The following is a 26,962-nucleotide window of genomic DNA, read 5'->3' as shown; positions in this document are numbered from 1 at the left end:
TTTCAATGAACTTCTATAAAAGGACTTCCATCTCTCGACTTTTAGACCTCTGTTTCCCTTAGGTGTTTCCCTAAGCGGCTGCAAATATACAACTGTTTCTTAACCCGACAACTTTTTTAAGAAAAAAATTGAAATAAAAAAATCAACTGCACTAGCCAGTACAAACAAACTGATTAGTAGGTATTACTTTATAGATTAAAAATAATACCTACACTACACTATAACTTACTAATTATAAGAAGTTTAATTCTACTATGATGTTGCATAAATTATCAATTTCCGAAAATCAAAAACGATAAGTCATCCTATTACTTTCTAAAGAGTAATTAATGCAACAGGAGTGTATGCTCAAACAATTAAATAATATATAGATTGATATCGTTAGGATTTATTAACCTCTGTTATTAAAAGGTATTACTTACACCATGACACATTATTGAAACAATAAACACACTAATCATTGTAAAACTGTAGATTACAATACTTAAAATGGCGTACGAAGACTGACTACTATTCTGTCTAATTAATTCGCATATTGCGAAAAACACTAGATTTCATTAGAAATAGTATTACACCTCTCCTCTTTAGCAAATGAGACTAAATATCTCCTATTAATAATAAACTACAGTTTTCTTGATATTGTTTGCCATGTTTTATCACCATATCAACCTACTGCTTGAGATCTATATTCCGCACATCATCGCTTACAGCTATTATAAAGACAGACTTACATAGTGTGATTACTCTAACCTAGCCAATAAGAATCATTCAAAGTGAAGGTCAATTAGTAGTCACACGTATGGCGTACATTGAGCCACTTTCAAATTTATTTAACCACAAAAATCCTACTCGTTCAAAGTTGATTGCCTTCAAAACAACATAAGCATAACTCAATCTGCACGTACCATCTAAACTATACCAACAATTAACAAGAACCATGTACTTAGTATCATAGCATTTTACCACAGGGTGAATTGTTCTATCCCCATATGATTAACAGGAAATCCTAGTAATTTATTATGTGCTAATTAGCCCGACAAAACACACCGAATTATATGTTTATCTAAAAAATAAAAATGAGGATAAAGGCATAAAAAAATCCTGTCGACTTTAACGAGGACAAGATTTTTTAACCAACTAACTCAAAAATTTTAAATGTATACTCAATGCCCAAACTTTGAGGGGAGAAATACACCTTTAAAATATAAGAGTAAATATGCAACTTAAAGTAGTGTCTAAATCTATATTTTTCACTTCTAAACGCTCTGCTTGTATAGATTGTCCACATTTAAGTATATATGGAAATCTACCTAATGATTGACTGTAAGCTAATTACGTTATAATAATTTAACATTTTTAAGATTTTTTTTAATACATTGTACTTTAAACACTAAATCTAAGTTACAATGACAAAAACAACCACCAATTTATTATTGATGTTGATTACCATTGTAGCCAGTACGTACTTTTACATAACTTGTTGCAGTGAATGCGCTAAAACAACTACGGAACCCCCTGCAGAAAAGTTAATTATTGTAGAGCCTAAAGCTACTGCTTCTCTCATTTTCATTCAAGGAGAAGAATACAACTACACTACAAATTATAATTTCAATATCCCTTCGAACGAATTTTTGCTACCTATAAGCGCCGAATTGATACAGGGCGTTTCAGAATTACAAACCAATTCAGGTAGTAATAAGAAGCATATTCTTAGTGTTACGAGATTTATACCATTAAAGAATAAAACAATTCTGCCTTTCCTTATTTAAATCTTGCTAGGAATAATACCATAAAAAATGAGTTGGCATCAAAATGAATTTCAATAGCCCAAATAAATATTAGGAGACAACTTATGGATGATATGATTACTATAGATGAAGCGTATGGGGACCCTCCTTCTTTTTATATTGATAATAAATCAGAGACTACAAAGAATAATCTTGGAGTATTATATGACAAAATAAACACCAACCCATTGACCCTTTATTTCAATTCGAATCAAGCATCTATAAATTTAGATGCCGCACAACGCCAAAAAGTAGCTACTATTTCTAAGCAATTTGAAAAGATTAAAGGTTCAACGTCGAAAGTAGTATTTCATTCAAATGCTTCCAGCAAGACTAGCATGTATATGAGGCTTGAAATTGATCGAGCCAATTTGCTGCATATTACTTACTGAAGAAGGCAGAGATAAAAACTGATGTGCAGTCATCACTTTAAATTAATAAATACACTAATCACTTAAATAAATAAACCATGAATTTTGAAAATTTGAATATTTGGTGCTGGTTAATACCAGCTTTAGTTGGAATCATCTGCGGTATATTGGGCTACCTCATTGGCAAAGGCTCAACAACTGTTGAAGATAATTCTACTGAGATACTAAAACTTAAGACTTCCAATAGCAAACTACAAGCAGCTTTAGATGTCTGTAATAAGAAAGCTGTTCTAGCCCCTAAAACGGAAAAAAGTTCGGAAAATTTAAATTCAGATACATCTACAGCATCATTTGCAGCTAGTACCGCTACTAGTGCAATTGCTTTCGATGCATCTGCAGCCAAAGCAGAATATGGAAAAACCATTAAGCATAATGATTTAAAAGTGGTAGAAGGCATCGGACCAAAAATTGAAGGTATGTTCAAAGAACATGACATAAAAACATGGAAAGCACTTTCTGAAGCTAGTGTAGCGGATTGTCAAAAAGTATTGGACACTGGTGGGAAAAGATATAAAATTCATGACCCTGCATCATGGCCAATGCAGTCTAAGATGTGTTACGAGGGTAAATGGAATGATTTAGCCAGATGGCAAGAAGAACACAAACACGGCAAATTATAACATACGTGTTTCAAAAAAAATCCCTATCAATAATGATCGGGATTTTTTAGTTTACAATGTTCCATTTGCTTCAACCCACTTAAAGTGGTATTGATCTTCTGGAAATTTCATACGTTCTGCAATTCTTTCTAATCTTGAAGGTAATTTAATTAGATAGTCACGGGCCTTTTCTGCTTCTTCGTTCAATGAACGCGTCCCTTCCAATTCCCAATAGACATTCAATTTTCTCAATATTTCGACATAATCCTGTGCTGTATAGACGCCCAGACGTTGTGCGCAATTAGAGAAATTTTCAAAAGCTGAACCTATGGTTCCACCAGACTCCCTTAAAAAATGAGCTGGCATTATAATTTTTTTCTTCATCATTTCAGCAAAGGCAATCATCATTCCAGAAGGATCTTCTCCAAAAATGGTCTTCACAAATTCTCTATACGCCAAGTGATGTCTCATTTCATCTCCGGCAATTATAGTACACATTTTACCTAATAAGACATTCCCCTTTTTCTTAGCCATTTGACCCACACGTTTGTGCGAAATGTTGGTAGCTAATTCTTGAAAGGAAGTATAAACAAAGTTTTTATAAGGATCACGATCCGTACCTATGTCAAACCCATCAGATATTAAATGTTGCGTAGTCAATTCAACCTCTTTCATATTTACCCTTCCAGATAAGTACAGGTACTTATTCAATACATCACCATGTCTATTCTCTTCTGCTGTCCATGCTCGAACCCACTTAGCCCAACCATTGGTTTTGTGATCACCATGTTGGTCTATACCTACCACGTCCATCAACCAAGATTCATATGTAGGTAAAGCTTCTTCTGTTATCGTATCGGCAACCATGGTCACCCAAAAATCATAACCCAAATCTTTAGACTCTTCTCGTAATTCTTTTACTTCCTGTAAAAAAGTGTCTTCTTCAGAATTAGGTAAAAAATCTGATGGCTGCCATATTTCCTCCGGTTTTATAAGGAAAGAATCCATGAATCCTTCAACCTGTGGCTCTAGTGCCTCCATCACTTCTAATCGTATATTCTTAATCGGCATAGTATAATTTTTATCAAAGTTCGTTAATAAAACAATCCCTTTTTACGTAAAGTTAATGGTTTTCTCAGTTTCTGCCCTTTTCATTGGGATAAAACGTATGAACCGGCTCACTTTGCCAATATTCTTTGGTGACTATATCTAATATTGTCAAAGGACCTTTAAATGCTGCACCGGTATCTATATTCCAAACATTCGCTGCATTTTGAGGCGTGGTTTTACCAATTCTGGTTACTGGAGTATGTCCAATAAAAATCTCTTCGTAATTTTTGAGCCTTTTTGGGTAGTATATATGTTCCTCCTCCATATCCTTATGTAACGAAAGTGCCAATTCCCACAACGTACGGTCCCAGTACAAAGTCTTCTTGAAGTACTCAAATTCTATTCCCTTTAAATTTGTAAAACCGGCATGTAGGAATAATCTATTTTCTGAGTCCAAATAATAATTTTCCAATGCTTCATAAAACAGAATATGAATTTGTTTGGTATGCTCGGTAACCTTCGCATAAGAATTTACAGTAGCTTCCCCACCATGCATGTACCACGTTGGGTTATCACTCTCCCCTTTTAACCATTCATAGCACAACTCGTCATGATTACCTCGAAGAAAAATACAGATGTAGCGTTCCTTTAACTCTAAAAGATAGTTTATGGTTTCAACTGCTTCACTCCATCCATCAATATAATCCCCTAAAAAAACCAGGGTGTCGTTCTCTGTAATAGTTGCTTTTTGAATTACTTGTTTTAAAGCCTTTAATCCGGAGTGGATATCACCAATGACCAGCGTTCTTTTTAAACTCATTTAGCAAAAATCGCAAATACTGCTATGACCACAAGAATAAAAAGCACTAAAAAGAATATTTTCCAGAATGAATAAGGTCTATTACCACTTAAAACACCTGTTTGTCCATTTATGAAAAAATTGAATTCTTTGCCATCAAAATAGTATGAACTAAGATAAATAGGGAGCAAAATGTGTTTAAAAGTTTCATCGGATAATTTAATATCTGCATTTGCTATTTTTTGGGTATCACCGCCTATATCTCTCCGAATCCAATTGTAGGCAATGTATTTAGCTTCCTGAAACGATTTATGATGGCCTTCTTTCAATGAAACCATATATTTTTCTGTTACAAAACCAGACAAATATTTCGAATTAAAGACCACAAGGTCCTTGAGGTTCCAAAATGCAATCTTAGTCGGTATTTTTCTTTGCTTTTTCTCTGATGCATTAATCAGAATATCATCTAAAAAACCGTCAATATTCCCCGAAGCAGACGTCCATTTTGTTTTTCGAACTTGTCTTGTACGTTTCCCTTTATCACTATTATAGGTCTGGGTTTCGTAAAAAAAATCACCACGCTGTCCTTGATATGACGCATATAGATTTGCGTCAAAAGTCCAATAAGGTAAATACAAACCACGCAATCCTTCTGGGTCTAAAGCGGCTCTCTTTAAGTTGTTCGGTGCAAACCACAATTTACCGACCCAATCCTTAAAAATAGCTTGTGCCTTTTTTAAGTCCAATTGAAATGGCACCAAGGCCCCAGGCAAAATCCAACCTTCTTTTTCAATTTCTTCACGAATTAAGGGCTCACTACAATAAACACAATTCAGCGATTTGTACTTTTCCTCAACGTGCTGGTTGGCACCGCAATTTTTACAATGTAATAGCTCAATGGTTTCCGTATAGGCATTCTCGCCAACAATTTTTAAATAATGTGCCAATTCAAGCTCCTCAAAACTACTTTTAGATTGCTCAATAAATTCCTCATAACCACAATACTCACAGGTTAATTGATGTGAACCCGGTTTAAACTTCAACTCGGCTCCGCAATTGGCACACGCCTTTTTATATTCCGATTTTTGAATATCGCCCATTGATAGTGTCCCTTAGATTAAAAGGATGATCTTCTGCTTTTAGTATATAATTAAGTTGTTGGCAACGGTGGCGGCGTGTTACCTCCCAAGAAAGACTTAAGCTCCTCTATTTCTTTTAAGGCAGCCCACTCGGTCATACCTTGCTTCCATATTAGAGCATCTCTATTTATCGATCTACTAGCAAACAGTTCTTTTAATTTCTCAAAAGAAACCGGACCCGTTTGTTGATTGCCTACCGCATAAAAATAACCTACCTGAACAGGAACTGGTGGTGGAGTTTGAGGTTGTGCCGCTTGGCTACCAAAAGGTTGAGCACCTGGCTGACCCATTAGACCCCCCATTTGTTGCGCCAAAACAAAACCCATACCCATACCCATGCCTGCACCAGCAGTACCTCCTTCATTTTTGGCCGCCAATTCCATTGCCTTCGCCGCCTTAAACTGAGCTAATTTGGCCATGTCTAATTTATCAAGTCTGCTGTATTCAAAAATCTCTTTTTTCAACTCTTCGGGCATCGACACATTTTCGATGTAGAATTTTTCCAACTCAATACCTACTCTATTAAATTCGGGCTGCATCACATCTTGGCACGTTTCTGAAAGTTCACTGGTATTTGCTGCGTAGAGTTCTATAGGTAAATTGGCCTCACCTACCGTATCAGTAAAACGAGTCACAATCAAACTTTTTAAATGTTCGTTGACTTCATAATTAGTGAAATTACCATCTGTACCTACCACATTTACAATAAATTTTCCTGAATCGGATATTCTAAAACTATACGTACCAAAGGCACGTATTTCAACCAATCCAAACCGTTTATCGCTTAGTATAAACGGATTTTTGGTTCCCCATTTCTCATCTGTAAATAGGCGCGTATTTACAAAATAGACCTCTGCTTTAAACGGGCTATCAAATCCATATTTCCAATTCTTTAAGGTTGTTAGAATGGGTAAATTTTTGGTGTTTAAAGTGTAAGTACCTGGTTTAAAAACATCGGCCAATTGCCCTTCATTTATAAACACCGCTGTTTGCCCTTCACGAACAATAAGTTGAGCATTATTCTTTATTTCATTCTGGTAACGTTCAAAACGATGAACAATAGTTTCATTATTTGTATCGAGCCATTCAATTATATCAATAAACTCGTGGCTTAGTTTCTTTTTAATTTCGTCAAATATGCTCATGGTTAGATTAATTTTTCTGTACGCCATTCAAGTTATGGAATTCATGAATAGACCCAAAATATGAAGGGTTTTAATTGAACAAATAAATATCTATATCTTCAAAATTTAATGATTCCTTAAGGATATTTAGGAAGAAGCTATTAATTCTAATTAACTTTATAACTCTATATTTCCATTTAGAATTATGAAAAAGATATTTTGTATTGGAGAATTGTTAATCGATTTTATTGCTGAAAACCAAGGCAATGATTTATCAAAGGCAAAAGAATTCTCTAAAAAAGCGGGTGGTGCACCTGCAAACGTTTCTTGTGCGATTAGCAAATTAGGAGGGGACAGTATTTTCATTGGCTGTGTAGGAAATGATCCTTTCGGTACTTTTCTATTGCGCATTCTTGAAAATGAAAAGGTAGATATTTCGTTGGTACAAAAATCGGATACGTTTACAACATTGGCATTTGTTTCTTTGGATGAGGATGGAGAACGAGACTTTGTTTTTAGTCGAGGTGCAGATAGAGAACTAGTTTATGATTCATCCAATAAATCTAATTTCAAGAACAATATCTTACATTTTGGAGCTGCAACAGCCTTATTAGGCGGGTCTCTAGAAGAAGCATATAGCAGGTATTTATTTGACGGACTTACAAAAAACGCTTTCATAAGTTTCGACCCTAATTACAGAGTTGATTTATGGGAAGATAAAATAGCTGCTTTTAAACGTAAATGTGAAACCTTTATAGGAAAGTCACATTTATGTAAATTCAGTTTAGAAGAAGCGCAACTACTTTCAGGAAAAGATGATGTGAAAGAAGCCTGTAAAGTACTTCATGAAATGGGTGCTGAAATTATAGTGATCACACTTGGTAGCGAAGGAACTTGGCTCAGTACCAAAAAATTCCAAAAAAAAATTCCAAGCATTAAAGTAACTCCTAAAGATACCACAGGTGCAGGAGATGCTTTCATTGGCTGTTTATTACAACAAATTGCCAATCACTCAAGTATCGATGAATTATTGGAAGATGAAAGTATTCTTACAAGCATGGTAACCAGAGCCAACAAAGCTGGTGCCATAACCACCACAAATTTCGGCGCTATTGAATCATTACCCACCTTACAACAATTAGATTCTTAATAATGAACCAAGCCGAATTACACCGCTACTTGGCCTCCAAAAGTCTAAAGAAAAAAGGTGCACCCCAATATAAAACGTTATTCGACCAAAGGTTATCGACCAATATTTCCCTAATTAAAACGCAGTTTTTTTCATTATACCAAGAATCCAAGCACGAGACCACGTTTTTTAAGCTATTGGATAAATTAGAACTACTTTTTAAAGAGCGTCCTACTGCATTGAAAAAGCAGGATATTGACCGCTTAACAAAAGGGAACTGGTACCAAAGTGAGAAAATGGTGGGCATGCAATTGTATGTTGATCGTTTTAACACTGATATTAATGGCCTTAAAGAGAAGTTATCTTATTTTGAAGACTTTGGAATCAATTTTCTACATCTCATGCCTATTACTACGAGACCTTCTGGTGAAAGTGATGGTGGTTATGCAGTAAACAGCTATCATGAAATCGACAGTAAATATGGTACGAAAGAAGACTTTCTAACGTTCACAAAAGAAGCTCGAAAGAAAGATATGTTCTTAATGTTGGATTTTGTGGTCAACCATACATCCGACGAATTTGAATGGGCAAATAAAGCAAAGGCAGGAAATACAAAATACCAAGATTATTACTACACCTACTCTAATCGTCACATACCGGATGAATTTGAGAAATCCCTTCCAGAAATCTTCCCGCAATCCGCACCCGGAAATTTTACCTATAACGAGGAAATGGAAAAATGGGTAATGACCTGTTTCAATACCTATCAATGGGATTTAAATTATAAGAATCCAGAAGTCTTCATTGAAATGATGGGAAACTTAATGTCCTTAGCCAACTTAGGAGTAGACGTTATTCGTTTTGATGCTTTGGCATTTCTTTGGAAAAAATTAGGAACAATATCACAGAATTTACCCGAAGCCCATACACTTATTTCTTTATTTAGAATGTGCTTACAGGTTATTGCACCTGGTGTCATTCTTTTGGCAGAAGCCATTGTTGCGCCCAGAAATATTATCAAATATTTTGGAGAGAACATGTTTGAAGGCAATGAATGTGAAGTAGCCTATAATGCATCACTTATGGCGTTATTATGGAACTCTATTGCTACTAAAAATGCCTCTCTAATGCTTAAAAGCTTGACCGAAATTCCAAGCAAACCAAATGATACTACATGGATCAACTATATACGTTGCCATGATGATATCGGCCTTGGTTATGATGATGATTTTGTTCGGTCTATGGGTTGGGACCCTCATGCGCACAAACAATTTATACTAAGTTATTACACAGGTAAATTAGAATGGTCCCCCGCCAAAGGACTCATGTTCATGTACAATCCTAAAAACGGAGACGGTAGAATTACCGGTAGCGCAGCCTCATTATTAGGATTAGAAACTGCATTGGAACAAAAGAATAAGAACATCATTGATTATGCCATTGCAAAAATAATAATGATGCACGGTATTATTTTATCCTATGGTGGTATACCGATGATTTACGCTGGTGATGAAATCGGCACTTTGAACGATTATACATACGAGCAGAACGAAGACCATGTTAATGATAACAGGTGGGTAAATCGACCTATGCAAAACTGGAATGTTGTCGCTACCTTGAGTAAAGCTAAAGATAGCCCTTCGGCCATTATCCATCAGAGCTTAAAGAAAATGATTGGTATTAGAAAAGAGCATACTGTATTTGAAGATTTAAATGATGTAAAAATATATGGTTGCCCCAACCCTCATATTTTCGTCTATCAACGAAGTAACGGTAATAAAAACATTTGGATATTGTCTAACTTTAATGAGATTACAGAAACTTTAGATATTGGTTGGCTACTCTCTCTTGGTATTCATGCCGGTGAAAATTCAATCGATTTACTAACCGGTGAATCTTTCGAACTAATCCACAATGAGTTGCCTTTAAAACCATTTCAACAATTGTGGCTTATGAATAACTAATTATATTTCACTTTCCTTAGCACCCGAAGCGCCTCTTTTAGCGAGGCATTAATTTCAGGATATTTAGGTTTCAACAGATTTCGAGCATTTTCCATTTCTTCTTTAGCTTCTTCGAAGCCGTTTAAGTAACAAATAAGGTAGGTGTCTGCCAAGTATTTCAGGCTTTTAACTTCGGCTAGTGTTAAAACTATACTACTGTTGGCTTTTACCACCAAAGCATTGTTGTTTGTGTATATTTCTTCTAGCTTTTTTTGATTGTATTTTGGAGGATTGAAAAGCAAATCACTATTGATTTGATAAGTGCCATTTTCACTAAAATTGATAACCACTTTCTCTAGCGGATAATACTTTTGTTTAGAGCCAAGACCTAACTGTACAAACTCTATTGTAGTGAAAGAATCATCATCAATACTAATTTTGACCTCATCTAAATTTGAATAAAACAATTTTACCTGTTCATTAATCAATTCGATATCTACTCTATGGTAATACGTTTCGCCGTTGACTACCTTTTTATTACCAGCCCAACAGACCACAAATTGCTCTTTAAACACCTTGTAGTCACTTTCTAAATCTTTGTGCCGATGGTTTAAAAAATCGATAACCCCATCTAAAGTAAGCTCAATATTATTTTTTGCATGTTGTTCTATGGTAGCTACTGCCTCAGCATTTATGTCTTTTAACTCAATATCGTACGCTTTTGGCAAACTGATACTGCCTTCCCTAAAAAAAACAGAACCTCCATAATATTTCCAAATACTCTTTCGCAATGAGCACACTTTACCAATTGATTTTATGGTTACCAGCCCCACAACTTTTCCATCAGGCAAATGGGGAAAAGGAATATTTTCGTACGAAATAAGGGGTGGATTATCTAAATAGGCATTGACTAAATTCTGAATCTTACTGTCATCAAAAAAATCTACTCCGACGATTTCGTTATTCTCATCCTCGACTCCAATAACAATAAATGAATTACTTGTAGGATTACTATTTGCCAATGCGCAAACATGCTTTAAAAACTTACCCTTACCCTCTTTCTCCCCAATAGAAATAAAACGCTTTTTATCGTAAAAACTATTCTCGTCGTTATGGGCGAGCAAGTTTTTTACCAATAAGCGTTTGTTAATCATGGTGTAAAGGAATTTCATTAATTGTTAATTGTTCGAAAACAATAATACTACTTACTACTAATTACTTTGTATGGTTTACGTACTACTATTTACAAACTGACATGTCTATTCTGGCAACTGTCAATTAAAATTTAGCTTTTTTTACAATAGTTGAAGAAGCCTGAGCAGTAGGCATAACCGTTAAATCTGCTATATTAACATGATAAGGTCTGGTTACTACAAAGTGGATGATTTCTGCTATATCTTCTGGTTTTAATGGTTGAAAACCTTTATACACATTTTCTGCACGATCTTCGTCTCCCTTAAAACGAACGGAACTGAATTCGGTTTCGACCAATCCAGGGTTTACGGCTCCAACGCGTATCCCATAAGGATTCAAATCCATTCGCATTCCTTGGTTTATGGCATCTACTGCATGTTTACTCGCACAATAGACATTCCCTTTTGGGTAAACTTCCTTACCAGCGGTTGACCCTATATGTATGATATGACCAGCTTTTCGCTCAATCATTTGAGGTATCAAATTTTTAGAAACATAAAGCAGACCCTTCACATTAATATCCAACATCGCATCCCAATCCTCAATACTCCCGTCTTGTATTGTGTCTAAGCCATGAGCATTCCCGGCATTGTTAATTAAAATATCAATTTGCGAGAACTCTTTAGGTAGTGATGCTATTGCTTCTTTTACGGATTCTTTATTCCGAATATCAAAATTCAACGTAAAAACTTGTACTTCTTTACCTAATTCCTTCTTGAGAGCATCCAATCGTTCTTGACGTCTTCCGCACAATACCAAATTGATGCCTTTTAGTGCGAAAAGTATAGCCGTAGACTTACCAATTCCGCTCGTTGCTCCTGTAATAAATGCTGTTTTTTTCATTATATTTTTATTTTATGCAACTTCCTTTCCTTCGTTGGCTTCCAGTAAAATGAACCAATCTTGTAGATCCATCTCAATTTGCTCTGCTTCCACAGCCAATTTTAGCCTATTTGGAGTAGCGGTACCCACCACCGGATGTATTTTAGACGGATGTTTTAATATCCATGCCAATAATAATTGGTCTTCGGTCGCATCATATTTTTTACCTAATTCGACTAATACTTTTTTAATTCTCTTCGTTGCTTCAGATTCTATCTTAAAATAATCGCCTAAAGGACTCCATGACATGGCTACTCGATTGTGTGTGATACAATCGTCTAATGTGCCATCGTTCATCACCTCATTAGAGGAAAGAGAATATTCTATTTGGTTTGCTTCAACGGGTATTCCCTTTTCAATAAGCTGTACCTGGGAAGGTGTAAAGTTTGAAACGCCAAATTGCTTGATCTTCCCTTGTTTTTTTAATTGATGTATAGCCTCGGCTATTTCAACCGGATTCATTAACGGGCTAGGTCTGTGCAGCAAAAGCATGTCAAAATATTCGGTTTGTAATAATTTCAAAGACCTTTCAACCGACTTAATGATATAGTCTTTGTTATAATCATAATGTTTAACCCTATTTGCTCTTTCCTTTGCATTGAACTGAATACCACATTTGCTAATCATTTGTATGCTTTCCCTAGAAATTGAACTTTTTAAAAATGCCTTTCCAAATTGTGCTTCATTGGTATAATCTCCATAAATATCTGCATGATCAAAAGTGGTGATTTCACTATCTAAACAGTGCTCCATTAAGGAAACCATTTCGTTTGTGGAAAGTTGTTTTCCCCAATTACCCCAAGTCATAGTCCCCGCAATAATTCTTGAATAAGTTGATGAGTTGTTCATAGGTTGATGAAATTAAAAAGAAATCCCTTAAAGGCTTCATAAAAATAAGGGGTTTTCACTTTTTTTAACCTATCATTAACAGCTACTGAGTGAATAAATTTTCAATTTGCATGACTGTTAAAATTCAGAAGGCTAGTAACCAATTATATAAAGTTTTAAATGGAAGAAAATACCTCAGTTGACATTAGTGCTGTAAATGAGAAAATAGCTCGAGAAAGTGCTTTTATCGATTTATTGATGCTTGAAATGAATAAGGTAATCGTAGGTCAGAAATATATGGTCGAACGATTATTAATCGGTCTCTTAGGACAAGGGCATATTTTATTGGAAGGTGTACCAGGACTAGCAAAAACATTGGCTATTAACACCCTTTCGAAAGCGGTTAAAGGAAGTTTTAGTAGAATACAGTTTACGCCAGATTTATTACCCGCCGACGTTGTAGGAACCATGATCTATAACATGAAAGTGAATGATTTTTCAATCAAAAAGGGTCCTATCTTCGCTAATTTTGTGTTAGCTGATGAAATAAATCGTGCTCCCGCCAAAGTGCAGTCCGCTCTTTTAGAAGCGATGCAAGAAAAGCAAGTTACTATTGGTGACGAAACTTTTATTTTGGACAAGCCTTTTTTAGTTATGGCGACTCAAAACCCTATTGAACAAGAAGGTACATACCCACTTCCTGAAGCTCAGGTAGACCGTTTTATGCTTAAAACCGTAATTGATTATCCTAAAATAAATGAGGAACAATTGATTATGCGTCAAAATTTACTGGGGAATTATGAAACAGTAAATGCTGTGGTATCCATAGAACAGATATTAAGCGCTCAAAAAGCTGTTCGTGAAGTATACATGGACGAGAAAATAGAAAAATATATTCTTGACATTGTATTTGCTTCTAGATATCCTGAAAAATATAATTTAGAGAGCTTAAAACCATTAATAAGTTTTGGTGCTTCGCCAAGGGGTAGTATTAACCTTGGTATTGCTGCTAAGTGTTATGCTTTTATTAAAAAAAGAGGGTATGTTGTGCCAGAAGATGTTCGTGCTATTGTGCACGATGTATTGAGACATAGAATTGGTATAACTTATGAGGCCGAAGCCGAGAATATTACTTCAGTAGATATTATCAATAAAATCGTAAACGAGATAGAAGTACCTTAGTCGACTAGGCTTTTGACAGTTGCGGTTGGTAGTATTTCTTATAAAACTACTATAATAGCGACTGCCTACTGCTACTACTGAAAACTGCCCACTGTATAAATGGATACCAAAGAGCTACTCAAAAAAGTACGAAAAATAGAGATAAAGACGAGACGTCTTTCTGACCATATATTTGGTGGGGAATACCACTCTACCTTTAAAGGTAGGGGAATGACCTTTAGCGAAGTACGGCAGTATCAATTTGGTGACGATGTTAGAAATATTGATTGGAATGTAACAGCTCGTTACAATGAACCTTATATAAAGGTTTTTGAGGAAGAACGAGAACTCACCATGATGCTAATGGTAGACATTAGTGGGTCAGAATTATTTGGTACCACGAATCAGTTTAAGAATGAAATTATTACTGAAATAACTGCTACTTTAGCTTTTAGCGCACTTCAGAATAATGATAAGGTAGGTCTCACATTATTCTCTGATCAAATAGAACTCTACATACCTCCAAAAAAAGGTAAAACCCACGCTTTACGTATTATTCGAGAATTGCTGGAATTCAAGCCAAAAAGTAACAAAACAGATATTGCACAGGCGTTGAAGTTCATGAGCAGCGTAATGAAAAAGAAAGCCATCGTTTTCGTACTGTCTGATTTTATTGGAGACGATTATGAAAAAACGTTGAAAATAACGGGCAATAAGCATGATTTAACAGGTATACGGGTTTATGATGAGCGTGAAGAATCAATACCTAATTTGGGCATGGTACAGTTAGAAGATATTGAAACAGGTAGAATACAATTAGTGAATACCCAATCAAAAAAAGTGCGTAACGCTTATACAGAATTTAACAGGGAACGTATTGCATATTTTAAAGAATCGTTTACAAAAGCTGGGTGTGGAACCTTAGATTGCAGGGTTGACGAAAGTTATGTAAAAAAACTATTGGGATATTTTAAACGAAGAGGTTGAGACGAATGATAAATGATATTAGAATATTCAAAAAGGGCTTTTCGTTGATAAAACGGAACATGCCTTTATTCGTATTCCTTTTTTGTATTATTCAACTTTCTGCACAAGAAAGTCCTACGTTCAACTCAACGGTAGATACAACCTATATAAAGATTGGCCAACAAATAAAGTGGACTGTTACTGTTGAAGTTGATACAACCGCACAGGTGATTTTCCCCGAGGGACAAACTTTTTCTCCATTAGAAACTGTGGAAGCTTTTGCTACGGATACTACAAGAAAAAAAGACCGATTAACGTTACAAAAAATATACGCACTTACCCAGTTCGATTCAGGTGCCTATAAATTACCGGCACAACGAATTGAAATTAACGGCACAGGATTTATGACCGATTCGATGTTAATTAATGTGGCAACTATTCCTGTGGATACATTAAATCAAAAGATGTATGATATTAAGCCGCTTATCAACGTTGAGAAAAGCACTACCGAATTTTGGAAGTATTTACTAATCGGTATATTGGTTCTTCTTGTGCTTGGCGGACTTTTCTATTGGTTCGTATTACGCAAAAAAGCATTAACCGAAGAAGAAAAAGTAGCGCTTTTACCCCCTTATGATAGAGCTCTGTTGGAATTAAAACGTTTGGAAAACTCCAAATATTTAATTCAAGATGAGTACAAACAATACTACTCTGAGCTAACGGCTATTGTACGTTCTTATTTAGAAGAAGATGTACATGTTACTGCGCTAGAGAGCACAACAGGTCAGCTAATTGAAAAATTAGAACTTTTAAAGGATGCCGGCGAGTTAAGACTAGATGATGACACGATAAAGCAATTTCAACAAATTCTACAGACTGCAGATTTAGTGAAATTCGCAAAGAACAAACCATCAACCTTAATTGCGGAGCAAGACAGAAAACTAGTTGAACAAATTGTGGTAAAAACACATGATGCACTTCCTGAACCTACGGAAGATGAATTGCTTGAACAAGCCGAATATCAAGAGGAGATTGAGCGTAAACAGAAAAAGAAAAAGATAGTAATCGGTATAGCGTCTCTGGTTGCCATTATATTAATTGGCACAACAATCGCAGGTTTAAAACTCGGTTTCGGTTATTTAAAAGATACTGTTTTTGGCCATCCAACGAAAGAATTGTTAGAGGGTGAATGGGTTCGTAGCAGTTACGGTTTTCCTCCAATCCAACTAGAAACGCCCCAAGTGATGGTGCGCCAGGAAGTAAAGCTGCCGCCAGAGGCAAAGGCAGCTATAGCAGACATACAGGCATTTGGATATACAAGTCCTATTGGTCTTTTTACCGTTGGCGCTACATCTATCACACTGAACCAACAAGATGTTGAACCTGATTTTGATAAAACAATAGAGCAAATATTATCTAATTTTGAAGGCCAAGGCGCAAAAAATATTATAACAAAGCAAGAGGAATTTTCCACAATTAGCGGAGTAAAGGGTATGAAAGTATTTGGTAGTGGTGAGTTTGTAATGCCCGGATCAAAAGAATTGATAGATGGGAAATACACCGTACTGCTTTTTGGTGGCAAAGGATTTCAGCAATACGTCATCCTTACTTGGGTGGAAGATGACAACTATGCCCAAGAAATAGTAGACCGAATTTTGGCATCGGTAGAAGTTAAAACAGAAGTTTAAATGTTAAAGAATATATCATTCGCAAATCCAGATTTCTTTTGGCTCTTCCTACTATTGCCATTGGCTATTGTATGGTATATATTTAAGCAAAAAGAGCAAATTGCATCGCTGCGAATTTCAAGCATAAAAGGATTTAGTCATACTGGTATTTTACCAAAATTAAAGCCCGGGCTTTTTCTGTTGAGATTGCTGGCTTTAGGTGCCATAATCGTTGCAATGGCAAGACCACAAACAGAAGATATTTCTACACGTACTAAAACAACTAAGGGTATTGATATAGTCATGGCCATTGATGTGTCTTCTAGTATGCTGGCGCGAGATTTAAAACCTAACCGGTTAGCGGCCCTTAAAGAGGTCGCTGCAAATTTTATTGAAAAAAGGCCTAATGACCGTATTGGGTTAGTGGTATATGCAGGTGAAGGCTATACCAAAACACCTATTACGACCGACAAATCAATTGTTCTAAATGCCCTTGCAGAAATAACTTACGGACAATTGGAAGATGGTACAGCTATAGGTATGGGATTAGCAACATCGGTAAACCGATTAAAAGAAAGTACTGCAAAAAGTAAAATCATAATATTATTGACGGATGGTGTTAACAATTCAGGGTTCATCGAACCTCAAACCGCTTCGAATCTAGCTATCGAATTTGGTATTAAAACATATACCATTGGGTTGGGAACGAATGGTAATGCCCTATCCCCTATTGCCTATAACGCTGATGGATCTTTTAGGTATGGTATGCGACAAGTTGAGATTGACGAGGAACTTTTAAAGGATATAGCAAAAGCAACAGGTGGTAGATATTTTAGGGCCACCGATAATGAGTCACTGGAAGAAATCTATGACGAAATAAATAAATTAGAAAAAACTGAAGTAGAGGAATTCAAATATTACCGCTATGAAGAGAAGTTTAGACCATGGATTTTATTGGCCGGAGCACTCCTAATATTAGAATGGATTTTAAGAAACACACTATTTAGAAGTTTTGTATAATATGGTACAGTTAGACGAAAAAATATATTTCTACTTGCTCATTATCATTCCGGTGATTTTGGTGCTGTTCTTATTGGGATTGGTCTGGAAAAAAAGAACCCAAAAGAAATTTGCAAATACCGAACTTTTAAAACGGTTGACGCCTAATCGCTCCTATAATAAAGGAGCTTTGAAGCTAATTGTGTTTATTCTTGCATTAGCCTTATTGATTTTAGGCTTAGTGAACCCTAAGATTGGAACGAAATTAGAAACGATAAAACGAGAAGGTGTAGATATCGTGTTTGCAGTAGATGTATCTAAAAGTATGTTGGCGGAGGATATTGCCCCTAACCGATTGGAAAAAGCAAAAAGATTGGTTTCTGAAATTATAAATCAATTGGCAAGTGACCGAATAGGTATCATAGCATATGCAGGTCAAGCTTATCCACAGTTGCCAATTACAACAGATTACGGTGCTGCGAAAATGTTCTTACAGAGTATGAATACCGATATGCTGACTTCTCAAGGTACTGCAATCGATCAAGCAATTGAACTGGCCAGCACCTATTATGACGATGCTGAACAGACCAATCGTGTTTTGTTCATTATTTCTGACGGTGAAGACCATTCTGAAGGTTCAACGTTAGATGCCGTTGAAAATGCCGTTGATGAGGGTATTACAATTTACACCATTGGTGTAGGCAAGCCAAAAGGCGTTCCAATTCCTATCAAAAGAAATGGAATTTTAGAGAGTTTAAAAAAGAATAATCAAGGAGAGACCGTAATTACAAAATTAAACGAGGCTGTTCTTATTGATATTGCAAATGAAGGAAACGGCCAGTATATTGATGGTTCAAACACAGATACTGCCGTAGAATTTATTAAAGATGAATTGTTGAAAATGGATAAAAAGGAATTTGAGGCCAAACAATTCGCAGAATATAAAAATCAGTTTCAATGGTTTATTGGGGCAGCACTATTGCTTCTCTTTTTAGATATATTTATATTGGACCGTAAAACCAGCTGGTTAAAGAAACTTAATTTGTTCAATGAAAAAAGACATGAATAAAATAGGCATAGTAATTTTATTGGTTTTTGTATCCCTCACTTCTTATGCCCAAGAAGTTGACGAGCAAGAAAAAGAAAAGGCATTAAGATCTTCGACCAACCTCACATGGGATGGTAATAAAGCATTATCTGAAGATAACTTCGTTGCTGCTGAGGTTGATTATAGAAAAGCAATTTCAAAAAGTCCGGATAATAGCGTAGCACCTTACAACTTAGGTAATGCTTATTATGCCAACGAAACCTATAATGAAGCCTTTGGACGGTTTAAAGAGGCTGGTGAGGCATCAACTTCAAAAGAAGAAAAGCATAAAGCCTATCATAATATGGGTAATGTTTTTATGAAACGTAAAGATTACGCCAAAGCGGTTGAAGGTTACAAAGAAGCTTTACGTAATGACCCAGGCGACGAAGAAACCAGATACAATCTCGCACTTGCCAAAGAACTTCTCAAAAAAGACGAAGAAGATAAAAAGCAAAATGAAGACGACAAGGATAAAGACAAAGAGAACAAGGACGAAAATAAAGACAAAGATAAAAAAGACGAAGAGGATAACGAGGATAAGAAAGATAAAGGCGATGAGGGTGACAAGGGTGATGAAGGCGACAAGAATGAAGAGAAAAAAGACGGTGAAGGAGATAAAAAACAAAAACCGGAATCAGGAGATAACCAACAAGAGCAGCCACAACCTAGACCTAATGAACTCTCAAAACAACAGGTTGAAAACTTATTAAGAGCAATGCAAAATGCAGAGAAAAAAGTTCAAGATAAAATAGATGCTAAAAAGGTAAAAGGTGTTAAGATTAAAAACGAAAAGGATTGGTAGGCTTAAGGACCATAAGTAGATTAACGTTATTACTAACGATTTTTCTATCATCTCTTATGATGATGGCACAAAACAATAGTGCCATCACTTTTGAAATGAAGTTGAGCAAACCTAAGCTTGGCCTGAATGAACGATTAAGGGTAGATTTTGTAATGAATCGTGATGGTGATAACTTTAATCCGCCAGATTTTAATGGGTTTAGGGTGGTCATGGGGCCTTCCCAGTCCATTAGTTCTTCATGGATAAATGGGGTGAGAAGTTATTCGAAATCCTATTCATATACGCTTGCGCCAACTGCAAAAGGAAAGTTCACGATGAAACAGGCATCAATAGTTATTGGTGGGGTAACGTATAAATCACTAACAAAAGAAGTTGAAGTTACTACCGCTGTTGACAAACCTAGCGATCAGATGACAGCAGACGATGTAGCCGATGAAAATCTTCATTTAGTTGCTGAAATTTGGAAAACGAATCCCTTCTTGAACGAAGCAATTACAGTAATCTATAAGCTCTATGTGAGTCCGAATATTAGTGTATCCAATTACCAACCATTAGACAATCCTACCTATAATAATTTCTGGAGTCAAGATATTAAAGTATCAAGCTTAAGTGCTCAAAATGGTACATATAAAGGAAAACCATATCGTTATGTCATTTTAAAACGTGTGGTGCTCTATCCACAAAAATCAGGGAAATTAGATATCGAACCATTGTCTCTTGATGTTACGGTTGATGTACCAACAGGAAGACGTGATTTTTTTGGTGGACGCATCTATGCACAGACAAATAAAACAGTATCAGCAGGTAATAGAACTATTAATGTAAAATCATTACCGTTAGCAGACCAACCTGCCAATTTTAACGGTGCCGTTGGCGACTTTTATTTTTCAGTTACGACCAGTAAGACAAGCTTAAATGCAACGGAATCTTTACAAGCAACTGTAGAAGTAAATGGAAAAGGAAACCTTAAGCTATTCAAGTTACCTGAACTCGTATTGCCAAGTGCTTTAGAAGTGTATGAACCAGAATTTACCGAAGGGGTTAGAACTACTTTAGCAGGAATGCAAGGCAAAGTAAGTAATCAATATACTGTAGTCCCTGCATTTAAGGGAAAATATCCTATTGCTCCATTAATATTTAGCTTTTTCAATCCTACCACCGCAAAATACATCACCTTAACATCAGATGAGATTGTTGTCAATGTCTTAGAAGGGCCCTTAAGTGCCTCAAATAATTCGGCGACTGACCCGAACAACGCAAAACAATCTGTTATTTCAAGTGGAACTAAATTTAATTTCATAAAATTAACACCTAACCTTTCGAGCACAACCGTATCCTACTTTTTTGGTTCAACAAATTTTTACATCTGGTTGCTTTCCCCCCTTTTATTGATTCCTTTGGCCATAGCATTTAGAAAAAAGAAAGAAGCCAAAGCAGGAGATATCGTAGGAAATAAAGTTAGGAGGGCGAATAAATTAGCACGAAAATATCTTTCTGCCGCTAAAAAAGAATTAGGCAATAAAGATTCTTTTTATGTAGCATTAGATAGAGCATTGCACAATTACTTAAAAGCAAAATTAAAACTAGAAACCTCAGAATTCAGTAAGGATAAAATTGTTGAACTACTAGGTAAAAAATCAATAGAAACAAATACGATACAAAGTTTTACAGCATTATTAGAGAATTGTGAAGCTGCCAGGTATAGCCCATTTTCAGATGTGCAAATGCAAGCCGATTATGAAAAGGCAAGTGAGGTTATTTCTCTAATGGATAAACAATTATGAGCATGTTCAAAAAGCTAGCTATATTTATTAGCCTTTTTACCGTTTTACTTTGTAGTGCACAGAACAACAAATTGTTCGAACAGGCTACTACCGACTATAATACGGGTGAGTATGAAAAGGCTATCAGTTTATATATCACTATTCTAGATAATGGGGAGCACTCAACAGCTGTATATTACAACTTAGGAAACTCATATTATAAACTCAACCAAATTGCCGAGAGTATTTATTTTTACGAGAAAGCTTTACTTCTATCTCCTAACGATGAAGAAATTAAAACAAATCTTAGTTATGCCCAAAACATGACTTTAGATGCAATAGACACGATACCTGAAACAGGTATTTCCAAATTATATAAAAATGTAACGGATAAATTAACATTTGACCAATGGGCATATCTTGCCATCGGGGCAATGTCTGTTTTTGTTTTATTATACATTCTTTTTTACTATTCCAGCTATTCTGCTAGAAAACGATGGGCTTTTATTGGTAGCCTAATTGCATTATTATTATGTGTTATCGCCATTATTTTCGGCTTCATTCAGCAAAGAGATTTCAATGCAACTCAACCTGCCATAATATTTGCTGAAGAGAGTTTTATAAAATCTGAGCCAAACGAATCAAGTCAAGAGGTATTTGTATTACATGCCGGCACTAAAGTCAACGTGTTGGATGAGCTAAACAACTGGGTTAAAATCAGACTAGCAGACGGCAAAACAGGTTGGGTTCTAAAAGGTGAATTAAAACTGTTAAAGGACTTTTAGAAATTTGTTAACAGAATTTCGAAGTTGGAACATTATCTTTGCCTTCGATTTGAGAAAATGAGAAACACCGCACGCATTACATTGTTACTTTTATGGCTTTTTGCAGTAGCTGCGCCGAGCATAATTACTCTTTGTAACGTTGACAACCCTATAGTCGTTACCAACCTCAATGAAGAGGAACAACAAGAGTCGGGGAAAAAATCGATGGCCGAAGAAAAGTTTGTCAAAGAAAATTTATTAGATTTCTCTTTGATTGCTATCTACGAAAACTCAATTAGACGTAACGTCCATAGTATTGATTGTTTTAATTTATCATTGGAAGTTTTATCTCCACCTCCAGAACCTTTCTGTTAGTATTTTTATTTTTTCATCATTGATTAATTTATACTTTATATTTTTAATCATAAACAGCTTTGAATCAAGTAGTTTAAATAATTAAAAAGCACATCTCTTTAGTTATCATTGCGTTAATTACAAGAGGTTCTGAAGTTTTTAGGGTAACGGGGTCTAATGAAAACATTAGCTATTTACGCCCAAGACTAAAAACGATAATTATCGAGTTAAATTAAATTATATTCATTTGATATTCTAGAAACTGAATAATCATCATTAACTACCAACAGAAATTACAGTAGTATACTACATCTAATTATCCCTAAAATTTAAACCGGGATATCTAATAATAGTTAGAATTAAAATACACCCCTATGAAAGCACATACTAAAGAAACTCAAGCCACCGTAACCCCACAAAAATCTTTAGCCTTCTTAAAGGAAGGAAATGAAAGATTTCAGAATAATTTGAAGGCAAATCGAAATCTTTTAGAACAAGTAAATGATACCAGTGAAGGCCAGTTTCCATTTGCGACCATCTTAAGCTGCATAGACTCAAGGGTTTCTGCTGAATTAGTTTTTGATCAAGGTCTGGGTGATGTTTTTAGCATACGAATAGCCGGTAATTTTGTGAATGAGGATATTCTTGGTAGTATGGAGTTTGGTTGCAAATTAGCTGGAACCAAGTTAGTTGTTGTTTTAGGCCATACTAGTTGTGGTGCAATCAAAGGAGCTTGTGATCATGCCCGATTAGGAAATCTTACTGCGTTGATAAATAAGATTGAGCCTGCAGTAGCTGCAGTCAAAGAGCCAAAGGACGAGAGTATTAGAAACTCTAAAAATCTAGAATTTGTTGATAGAGTAGCTGTGAAAAATGTAGAAATAACTATTGATAATATTAGAGAACGTAGCAGGGTTTTAGTGGACATGGAAGAGAAGGGTGAAATTATGATTGTTGGGGCAATGTATGACCTCGCAACTGGAGCGGTAGAATTTTATAACTATTAATTTCTATCTACATTTAAAAACCAAAGTATTGAATTATTACTTTTTATGTTCTTAAAATAAGCCCTATACATTATCCTATTTAAATTTAATTTACAAACATTATATTCTACTTATGAAAAAACTATTTTCAAATTTTAAAGGCGATTTATTTGGCGGTATCACTGCCGGTATCGTTGCATTGCCTCTGGCACTAGCATTTGGCGTAAGCTCGGGCATGGGCCCAAGCGCAGGTCTTTACGGTGCAATTTTCATTAGTTTTTTCGCTGCACTTTTTGGTGGAACCAGCACTCAGATTTCTGGGCCTACGGCACCAATGACGGCAGTTAGTATGGTTGTTATTGCTGGTATTGTAGCCATTAATGACGGTAGTATGGAAAAAGCACTGCCAGCGATTTTAATCGTTTTTCTTTTAGCAGGGCTAATGCAAATAGGACTAGGCCTCATCGGAGTTGGAAAATACATTCGATACATTCCCTACCCAGTGGTTTCTGGTTTTATGACCGCAATTGGTGTAATCATTTTAGTGACCCAAATACTACCCTCAATTGGTTATTATCCAAAAGAGGACATGGACTATGTTAATAAGTACAAGCCCATGGCAGAAGAGATCATTTTAGATAATATATTAAAAGAAGAAGCTGGTGAAGGAATTTTGGTTTTGGAGAACTTTAAAGAAACCATTTCACGTGCTGAAAAAATTACGGAGGTCGATATGCTTAAAGAGGCACAGACATTGGCAAAATCAGATGCTTCAGGTGTACTTGGCGCTTTAAAAATAATGCCAAGAGCTTTAAGAAATATCAACTGGCTAGAACTAGTACTTGCGCTCTCTACAATTATAATTATATATGGATTCAAACGTATAACCACTACGATACCAAGTGCCTTGGTAGCATTAATAGCAGTATCTGGTGTGGCATACGGTTTTGGTCTTGACTATAGACCAATAGAACAAATACCTAGTGGATTTCCCGTACCTAATCTTGGCATTTTCACAGAGTTTGAACTCGGTTCTGTAACTCCTTATATTTTTACAGCACTTACTTTGGCCCTTCTTGGCGCAATTGATTCGCTGTTGACATCCGTAGTGGCCGATAACATGACCAAAACTAAACATAAGCCTAACAAAGAACTGGTAGGGCAAGGTATAGGTAATAGTATTGCCGCTATTTTTGGTGGTATCCCAGGTGCAGGTGCAACAATAAGAACTGTTGTTAATATCAATGCTGGTGGAAAAACTAAGCTATCTGGTATGATTGCCGGTATTCTGTTGTTGATAATTTTATTGGCACTCGGCCCTGTAGCATCACAAATTCCTGCTGCTGTGCTAGCGGGTATCTTGGTTACCGTAGGTATTGGTGTTATGGATTATAAAGGTTTAAAAGCAATACCAAGTTTACCGAAAGATATGAGCTTAGGTCCTATTAAATTTAGTTCAGAAGTTGTTATCATGTTAGTTGTTCTTGTTCTTTCTTCTGTTTGGAACCTTGTATATGCAGTTGGTGTTGGGCTAGTAATCGCATCCCTAATGTTTATGAAGAAAATGGGGGATTTAACTGCAGAACGTTCTGATGTAAAAACTTTAGAAAAGGAGGCAAATTGGCCAGATGAAGGAGATTTTCCTAAAAATTTGCAAGAAGAGGTTTTTATAAAACATTTGAAAGGCCCACTTTTCTTCGGTTCTACAAGTGATTTCCAACAAATGGCAGATCAAATTCCAAGAACCGCATCAACTGTAATAATTAGAATGGGCCGCATGCAATACATGGACCAATCTGGCCTATATACACTAGAAGATGTGTTAATCAGTCTTAAAAAAGCGGGTATCAAAGTATTATTTGTAAATGTCCTTAATCAACCTAGATACATGATGGAACGTGTTGGCCTAATACCCGATTTGATACCCGAAGAGCATATTTTTGAATCATTTAAAGAATGTCTTAATTGGGTAAAGGAAAATGTAAAAGATAAATTCATATCCACTTAGACTATCAAAATCAATAAAAACGTATTCTACCTCTTTTAAAAGTTTTAAATTTGCTTCTTTAATCACCATTCATGATTGATAAGATAAAGGAACAAATCTCTGAAGTAGCATCGTTCACAGCTCATAATATGGAAGCTGTTGAAACGTTTAGAATTAAATATTTAGGAAAGAAAGGCATCTTGAATGACTTCTTTGCTGAATTTAAGAATGTTCCAAATGAGCAGAAAAAAGAATTTGGTCAGACCATTAATGAACTAAAGCAAGCTGCAACAAAAAAAGTAGAAGCTTTAAAAGAGGTTTTAGAAAGCGCACATACAGATGAACAAGTTTATGGGGATTTAACCAGACCAGGAAACCCCATAGAACTTGGTGCTCGACATCCTATTTCTATAGTAAAGAACAAAATCATTGATATCTTTTCAAGAATTGGCTTCAATGTATCTGAAGGTCCAGAAATAGAAGATGATTGGCATAATTTCACCGCATTGAACTTGCCAGAATATCACCCGGCACGTGACATGCAGGACACCTTTTTTGTTCAGACAGATCCAGATATCCTTTTGCGAACCCATACCTCATCGGTACAAGTGCGTTATATGGAAAATAATAAGCCACCTATTCGTACCATATCACCTGGTAGGGTGTATAGAAATGAAGCAATTTCATCTAGATCTCATTGTTTCTTTCATCAAGTTGAAGGGCTATATATTGACAAGGATGTTTCTTTTGCAGATCTAAAACAAACGCTTCAATATTTTACAACTGAGCTTTTCGGTAAATCTAAAATTCGGCTTAGACCATCTTATTTTCCGTTCACGGAACCTAGTGCCGAAGTTGATGTTTACTGGGGATTAGAGACTGAAACCGATTATAAAATGACCAAAGGCACAGGTTGGTTGGAAATTATGGGTTGTGGTATGGTTGACCCTAATGTACTTAAAAACTGTGGTATTGATCCTGAAGTTTACTCAGGTTTTGCATTCGGCATGGGTATAGATCGTATCACACTACTACTGCATCAGATATCAGATATACGAATGTTAAGCGAAAACGATTTACGCTTTCTAGAACAATTTAGAAGCGCTCTATAAAACCCCTTTTTGAAAAAAGATATTGAAATACCTATTGCCAAGGATGTTTATGTCGCTATCATCCAAGAATGGAATGAAGAGTTTCTTTCCAAAGACTGGAACGCCTATATACTCAATAACAGCACTGCGCCTATCGAAATGGTAATGATTATTTCAAAAGGATATGACGATAAGCGTAAAACGTCGGTCATGAGACATACTATTGGTGTTGTGGATGCAAAATCTTACCACAAAATTGAGGTAGTACTAGAAGATGTGTTGGCCTTAAAAAATGAGTTCTTTGTTACCTATTATGCCGGTAATAAGCTATACGAAAAGCGCTTTCTATTTGAACAAAATAGCGTTAACGAAGGTAACCTTGTACCTATTCCAATCATAGAGAAAGACGGTGTGTTGGTAAAATAAA

Annotated in this window: 25 protein-coding genes; 18 read left to right on the top strand and 7 right to left on the bottom strand. The window is 35.7% G+C overall.

All coding sequences use genetic code 11. From position 1 onward, the window contains the following. Positions 1-1,406 precede the first annotated feature (1,406 nt). From ES765_RS17680 to ES765_RS17670, 3 genes are all read left to right on the top strand, one after another. Positions 1,407-1,769 (top strand): hypothetical protein, encoded by a 363-nt coding sequence (locus ES765_RS17680; RefSeq protein WP_138115679.1) that lies wholly within the window; start codon positions 1,407-1,409, stop codon positions 1,767-1,769. Between the two features lie 92 nt (positions 1,770-1,861). Then, positions 1,862-2,179 (top strand): hypothetical protein, encoded by a 318-nt coding sequence (locus ES765_RS17675; protein ID WP_138115678.1) that lies wholly within the window; start codon positions 1,862-1,864, stop codon positions 2,177-2,179. A gap of 77 nt (positions 2,180-2,256) precedes the next feature. Next, positions 2,257-2,838 carry a hypothetical protein gene (locus tag ES765_RS17670; RefSeq protein WP_138115677.1) on the top strand — a complete coding sequence of 194 codons (582 nt, stop codon included), beginning with the start codon at positions 2,257-2,259 and terminating at the stop codon, positions 2,836-2,838. 51 nt (positions 2,839-2,889) lie between these two features. On the opposite strand, the gene ES765_RS17665 is transcribed toward ES765_RS17670, so the two are convergent. The 4 genes from ES765_RS17665 to ES765_RS17650 all read right to left on the bottom strand — a co-directional run bounded on the left by ES765_RS17665 (position 2,890) and on the right by ES765_RS17650 (position 6,950). Further along, on the bottom strand, positions 2,890-3,888 hold the full coding sequence (locus ES765_RS17665) for an acyl-ACP desaturase (protein WP_138115676.1): 999 nt from the start codon (positions 3,886-3,888) through the stop codon (positions 2,890-2,892). A 64-nt stretch (positions 3,889-3,952) separates the two neighbouring features. Beyond that, a complete protein-coding gene (locus ES765_RS17660) occupies positions 3,953-4,687 on the bottom strand; it encodes a metallophosphoesterase family protein (RefSeq protein WP_138115675.1) in 735 nt (244 codons plus the stop codon). Beyond that, positions 4,684-5,766 (bottom strand): DNA helicase PriA, encoded by a 1,083-nt coding sequence (locus ES765_RS17655; protein WP_138115674.1) that lies wholly within the window; start codon positions 5,764-5,766, stop codon positions 4,684-4,686. Before ES765_RS17655 ends, ES765_RS17660 begins: the two co-directional genes overlap by 4 nt. A 50-nt stretch (positions 5,767-5,816) precedes the next feature. After that, complete coding sequence (locus tag ES765_RS17650; protein WP_138115673.1) at positions 5,817-6,950, bottom strand: SPFH domain-containing protein; 1,134 nt, start codon at positions 6,948-6,950, stop codon at positions 5,817-5,819. A gap of 184 nt (positions 6,951-7,134) precedes the next feature. Here ES765_RS17650 and ES765_RS17645 point away from each other — a divergent pair, with 184 nt between their 5' ends. Together ES765_RS17645 and ES765_RS17640 are read left to right on the top strand one after the other, a co-directional pair. Continuing rightward, complete coding sequence (locus tag ES765_RS17645) at positions 7,135-8,079, top strand: carbohydrate kinase family protein (RefSeq protein ID WP_138115672.1); 945 nt, start codon at positions 7,135-7,137, stop codon at positions 8,077-8,079. Positions 8,080-8,081: 2 nt separating this feature from the next. Further along, positions 8,082-10,022: an alpha-amylase family protein gene (locus ES765_RS17640; protein WP_138115671.1), complete on the top strand. Its 1,941-nt coding sequence runs from the start codon at positions 8,082-8,084 to the stop codon at positions 10,020-10,022. Here ES765_RS17640 and ES765_RS17635 read toward each other — a convergent pair. The 3 genes from ES765_RS17635 to ES765_RS17625 form a co-directional block, all read right to left on the bottom strand. After that, complete coding sequence (locus ES765_RS17635; RefSeq protein WP_138115670.1) at positions 10,019-11,155, bottom strand: ATP-binding protein; 1,137 nt, start codon at positions 11,153-11,155, stop codon at positions 10,019-10,021. The two genes, ES765_RS17640 and ES765_RS17635, sit on opposite strands and share 4 nt — an antisense overlap. A 124-nt stretch (positions 11,156-11,279) precedes the next feature. Continuing rightward, positions 11,280-12,038, bottom strand: a complete 759-nt coding sequence (locus tag ES765_RS17630) for an SDR family NAD(P)-dependent oxidoreductase (RefSeq protein ID WP_138115669.1) — start codon at positions 12,036-12,038, stop codon at positions 11,280-11,282. A gap of 12 nt (positions 12,039-12,050) precedes the next feature. Continuing rightward, positions 12,051-12,926 (bottom strand): aldo/keto reductase family oxidoreductase, encoded by an 876-nt coding sequence (locus ES765_RS17625; RefSeq protein WP_138115668.1) that lies wholly within the window; start codon positions 12,924-12,926, stop codon positions 12,051-12,053. Between the two features lie 159 nt (positions 12,927-13,085). Here ES765_RS17625 and ES765_RS17620 point away from each other — a divergent pair, with 159 nt between their 5' ends. The 13 genes from ES765_RS17620 to ES765_RS17560 all read left to right on the top strand — a co-directional run bounded on the left by ES765_RS17620 (position 13,086) and on the right by ES765_RS17560 (position 26,961). Further along, positions 13,086-14,087 carry an AAA family ATPase gene (locus tag ES765_RS17620; protein WP_138115667.1) on the top strand — a complete coding sequence of 334 codons (1,002 nt, stop codon included), beginning with the start codon at positions 13,086-13,088 and terminating at the stop codon, positions 14,085-14,087. Between the two features lie 99 nt (positions 14,088-14,186). Further along, positions 14,187-15,053, top strand: a complete 867-nt coding sequence (locus ES765_RS17615; RefSeq protein ID WP_138115666.1) for a DUF58 domain-containing protein — start codon at positions 14,187-14,189, stop codon at positions 15,051-15,053. 5 nt (positions 15,054-15,058) lie between these two features. Next, entirely contained in the window at positions 15,059-16,720 is a 1,662-nt protein-coding gene (locus tag ES765_RS17610; protein ID WP_410504747.1) for a hypothetical protein, read from the top strand. Beyond that, the gene (locus tag ES765_RS17605; RefSeq protein ID WP_138115664.1) at positions 16,721-17,719 is read left to right on the top strand and encodes a vWA domain-containing protein; all 999 of its coding nucleotides are present in this window, start codon (positions 16,721-16,723) and stop codon (positions 17,717-17,719) included. A gap of 1 nt (position 17,720) precedes the next feature. Then, on the top strand, positions 17,721-18,767 hold the full coding sequence (locus ES765_RS17600) for a VWA domain-containing protein (RefSeq protein ID WP_138115663.1): 1,047 nt from the start codon (positions 17,721-17,723) through the stop codon (positions 18,765-18,767). Further along, positions 18,748-19,590, top strand: coding sequence for a tetratricopeptide repeat protein (locus tag ES765_RS17595; RefSeq protein WP_138115662.1), 843 nt, complete (start codon positions 18,748-18,750; stop codon positions 19,588-19,590). The genes ES765_RS17600 and ES765_RS17595 overlap by 20 nt, the downstream gene beginning before the upstream one ends. 56 nt (positions 19,591-19,646) lie before the next feature. Further along, entirely contained in the window at positions 19,647-21,374 is a 1,728-nt protein-coding gene (locus ES765_RS17590; RefSeq protein ID WP_138115661.1) for a BatD family protein, read from the top strand. Between the two features lie 2 nt (positions 21,375-21,376). Beyond that, positions 21,377-22,138 (top strand): tetratricopeptide repeat protein, encoded by a 762-nt coding sequence (locus ES765_RS17585; protein ID WP_138115660.1) that lies wholly within the window; start codon positions 21,377-21,379, stop codon positions 22,136-22,138. Positions 22,139-22,195: 57 nt separating this feature from the next. Continuing rightward, positions 22,196-22,492, top strand: a complete 297-nt coding sequence (locus ES765_RS17580) for a hypothetical protein (protein WP_138115659.1) — start codon at positions 22,196-22,198, stop codon at positions 22,490-22,492. A gap of 353 nt (positions 22,493-22,845) precedes the next feature. Continuing rightward, entirely contained in the window at positions 22,846-23,478 is a 633-nt protein-coding gene (locus ES765_RS17575) for a carbonic anhydrase family protein (protein WP_138115658.1), read from the top strand. Positions 23,479-23,590: 112 nt separating this feature from the next. Then, on the top strand, positions 23,591-25,465 hold the full coding sequence (locus tag ES765_RS17570) for a SulP family inorganic anion transporter (RefSeq protein WP_138115657.1): 1,875 nt from the start codon (positions 23,591-23,593) through the stop codon (positions 25,463-25,465). A gap of 71 nt (positions 25,466-25,536) precedes the next feature. Further along, the gene (pheS, locus tag ES765_RS17565; protein ID WP_138115656.1) at positions 25,537-26,556 is read left to right on the top strand and encodes a phenylalanine--tRNA ligase subunit alpha; all 1,020 of its coding nucleotides are present in this window, start codon (positions 25,537-25,539) and stop codon (positions 26,554-26,556) included. A gap of 9 nt (positions 26,557-26,565) precedes the next feature. Next, positions 26,566-26,961, top strand: a complete 396-nt coding sequence (locus ES765_RS17560) for a hypothetical protein (protein ID WP_138115655.1) — start codon at positions 26,566-26,568, stop codon at positions 26,959-26,961. Position 26,962: the final 1 nt, after the last annotated feature.

The sequence above is a fragment of the Maribacter sp. ACAM166 genome (assembly GCF_005771495.1).
Classification (GTDB): Bacteria; Bacteroidota; Bacteroidia; order Flavobacteriales; family Flavobacteriaceae; genus Maribacter.
The sequence above is the reverse complement of the archived record's forward strand: the minus strand, read 5'-3'. Positions and strand labels throughout refer to the sequence as shown.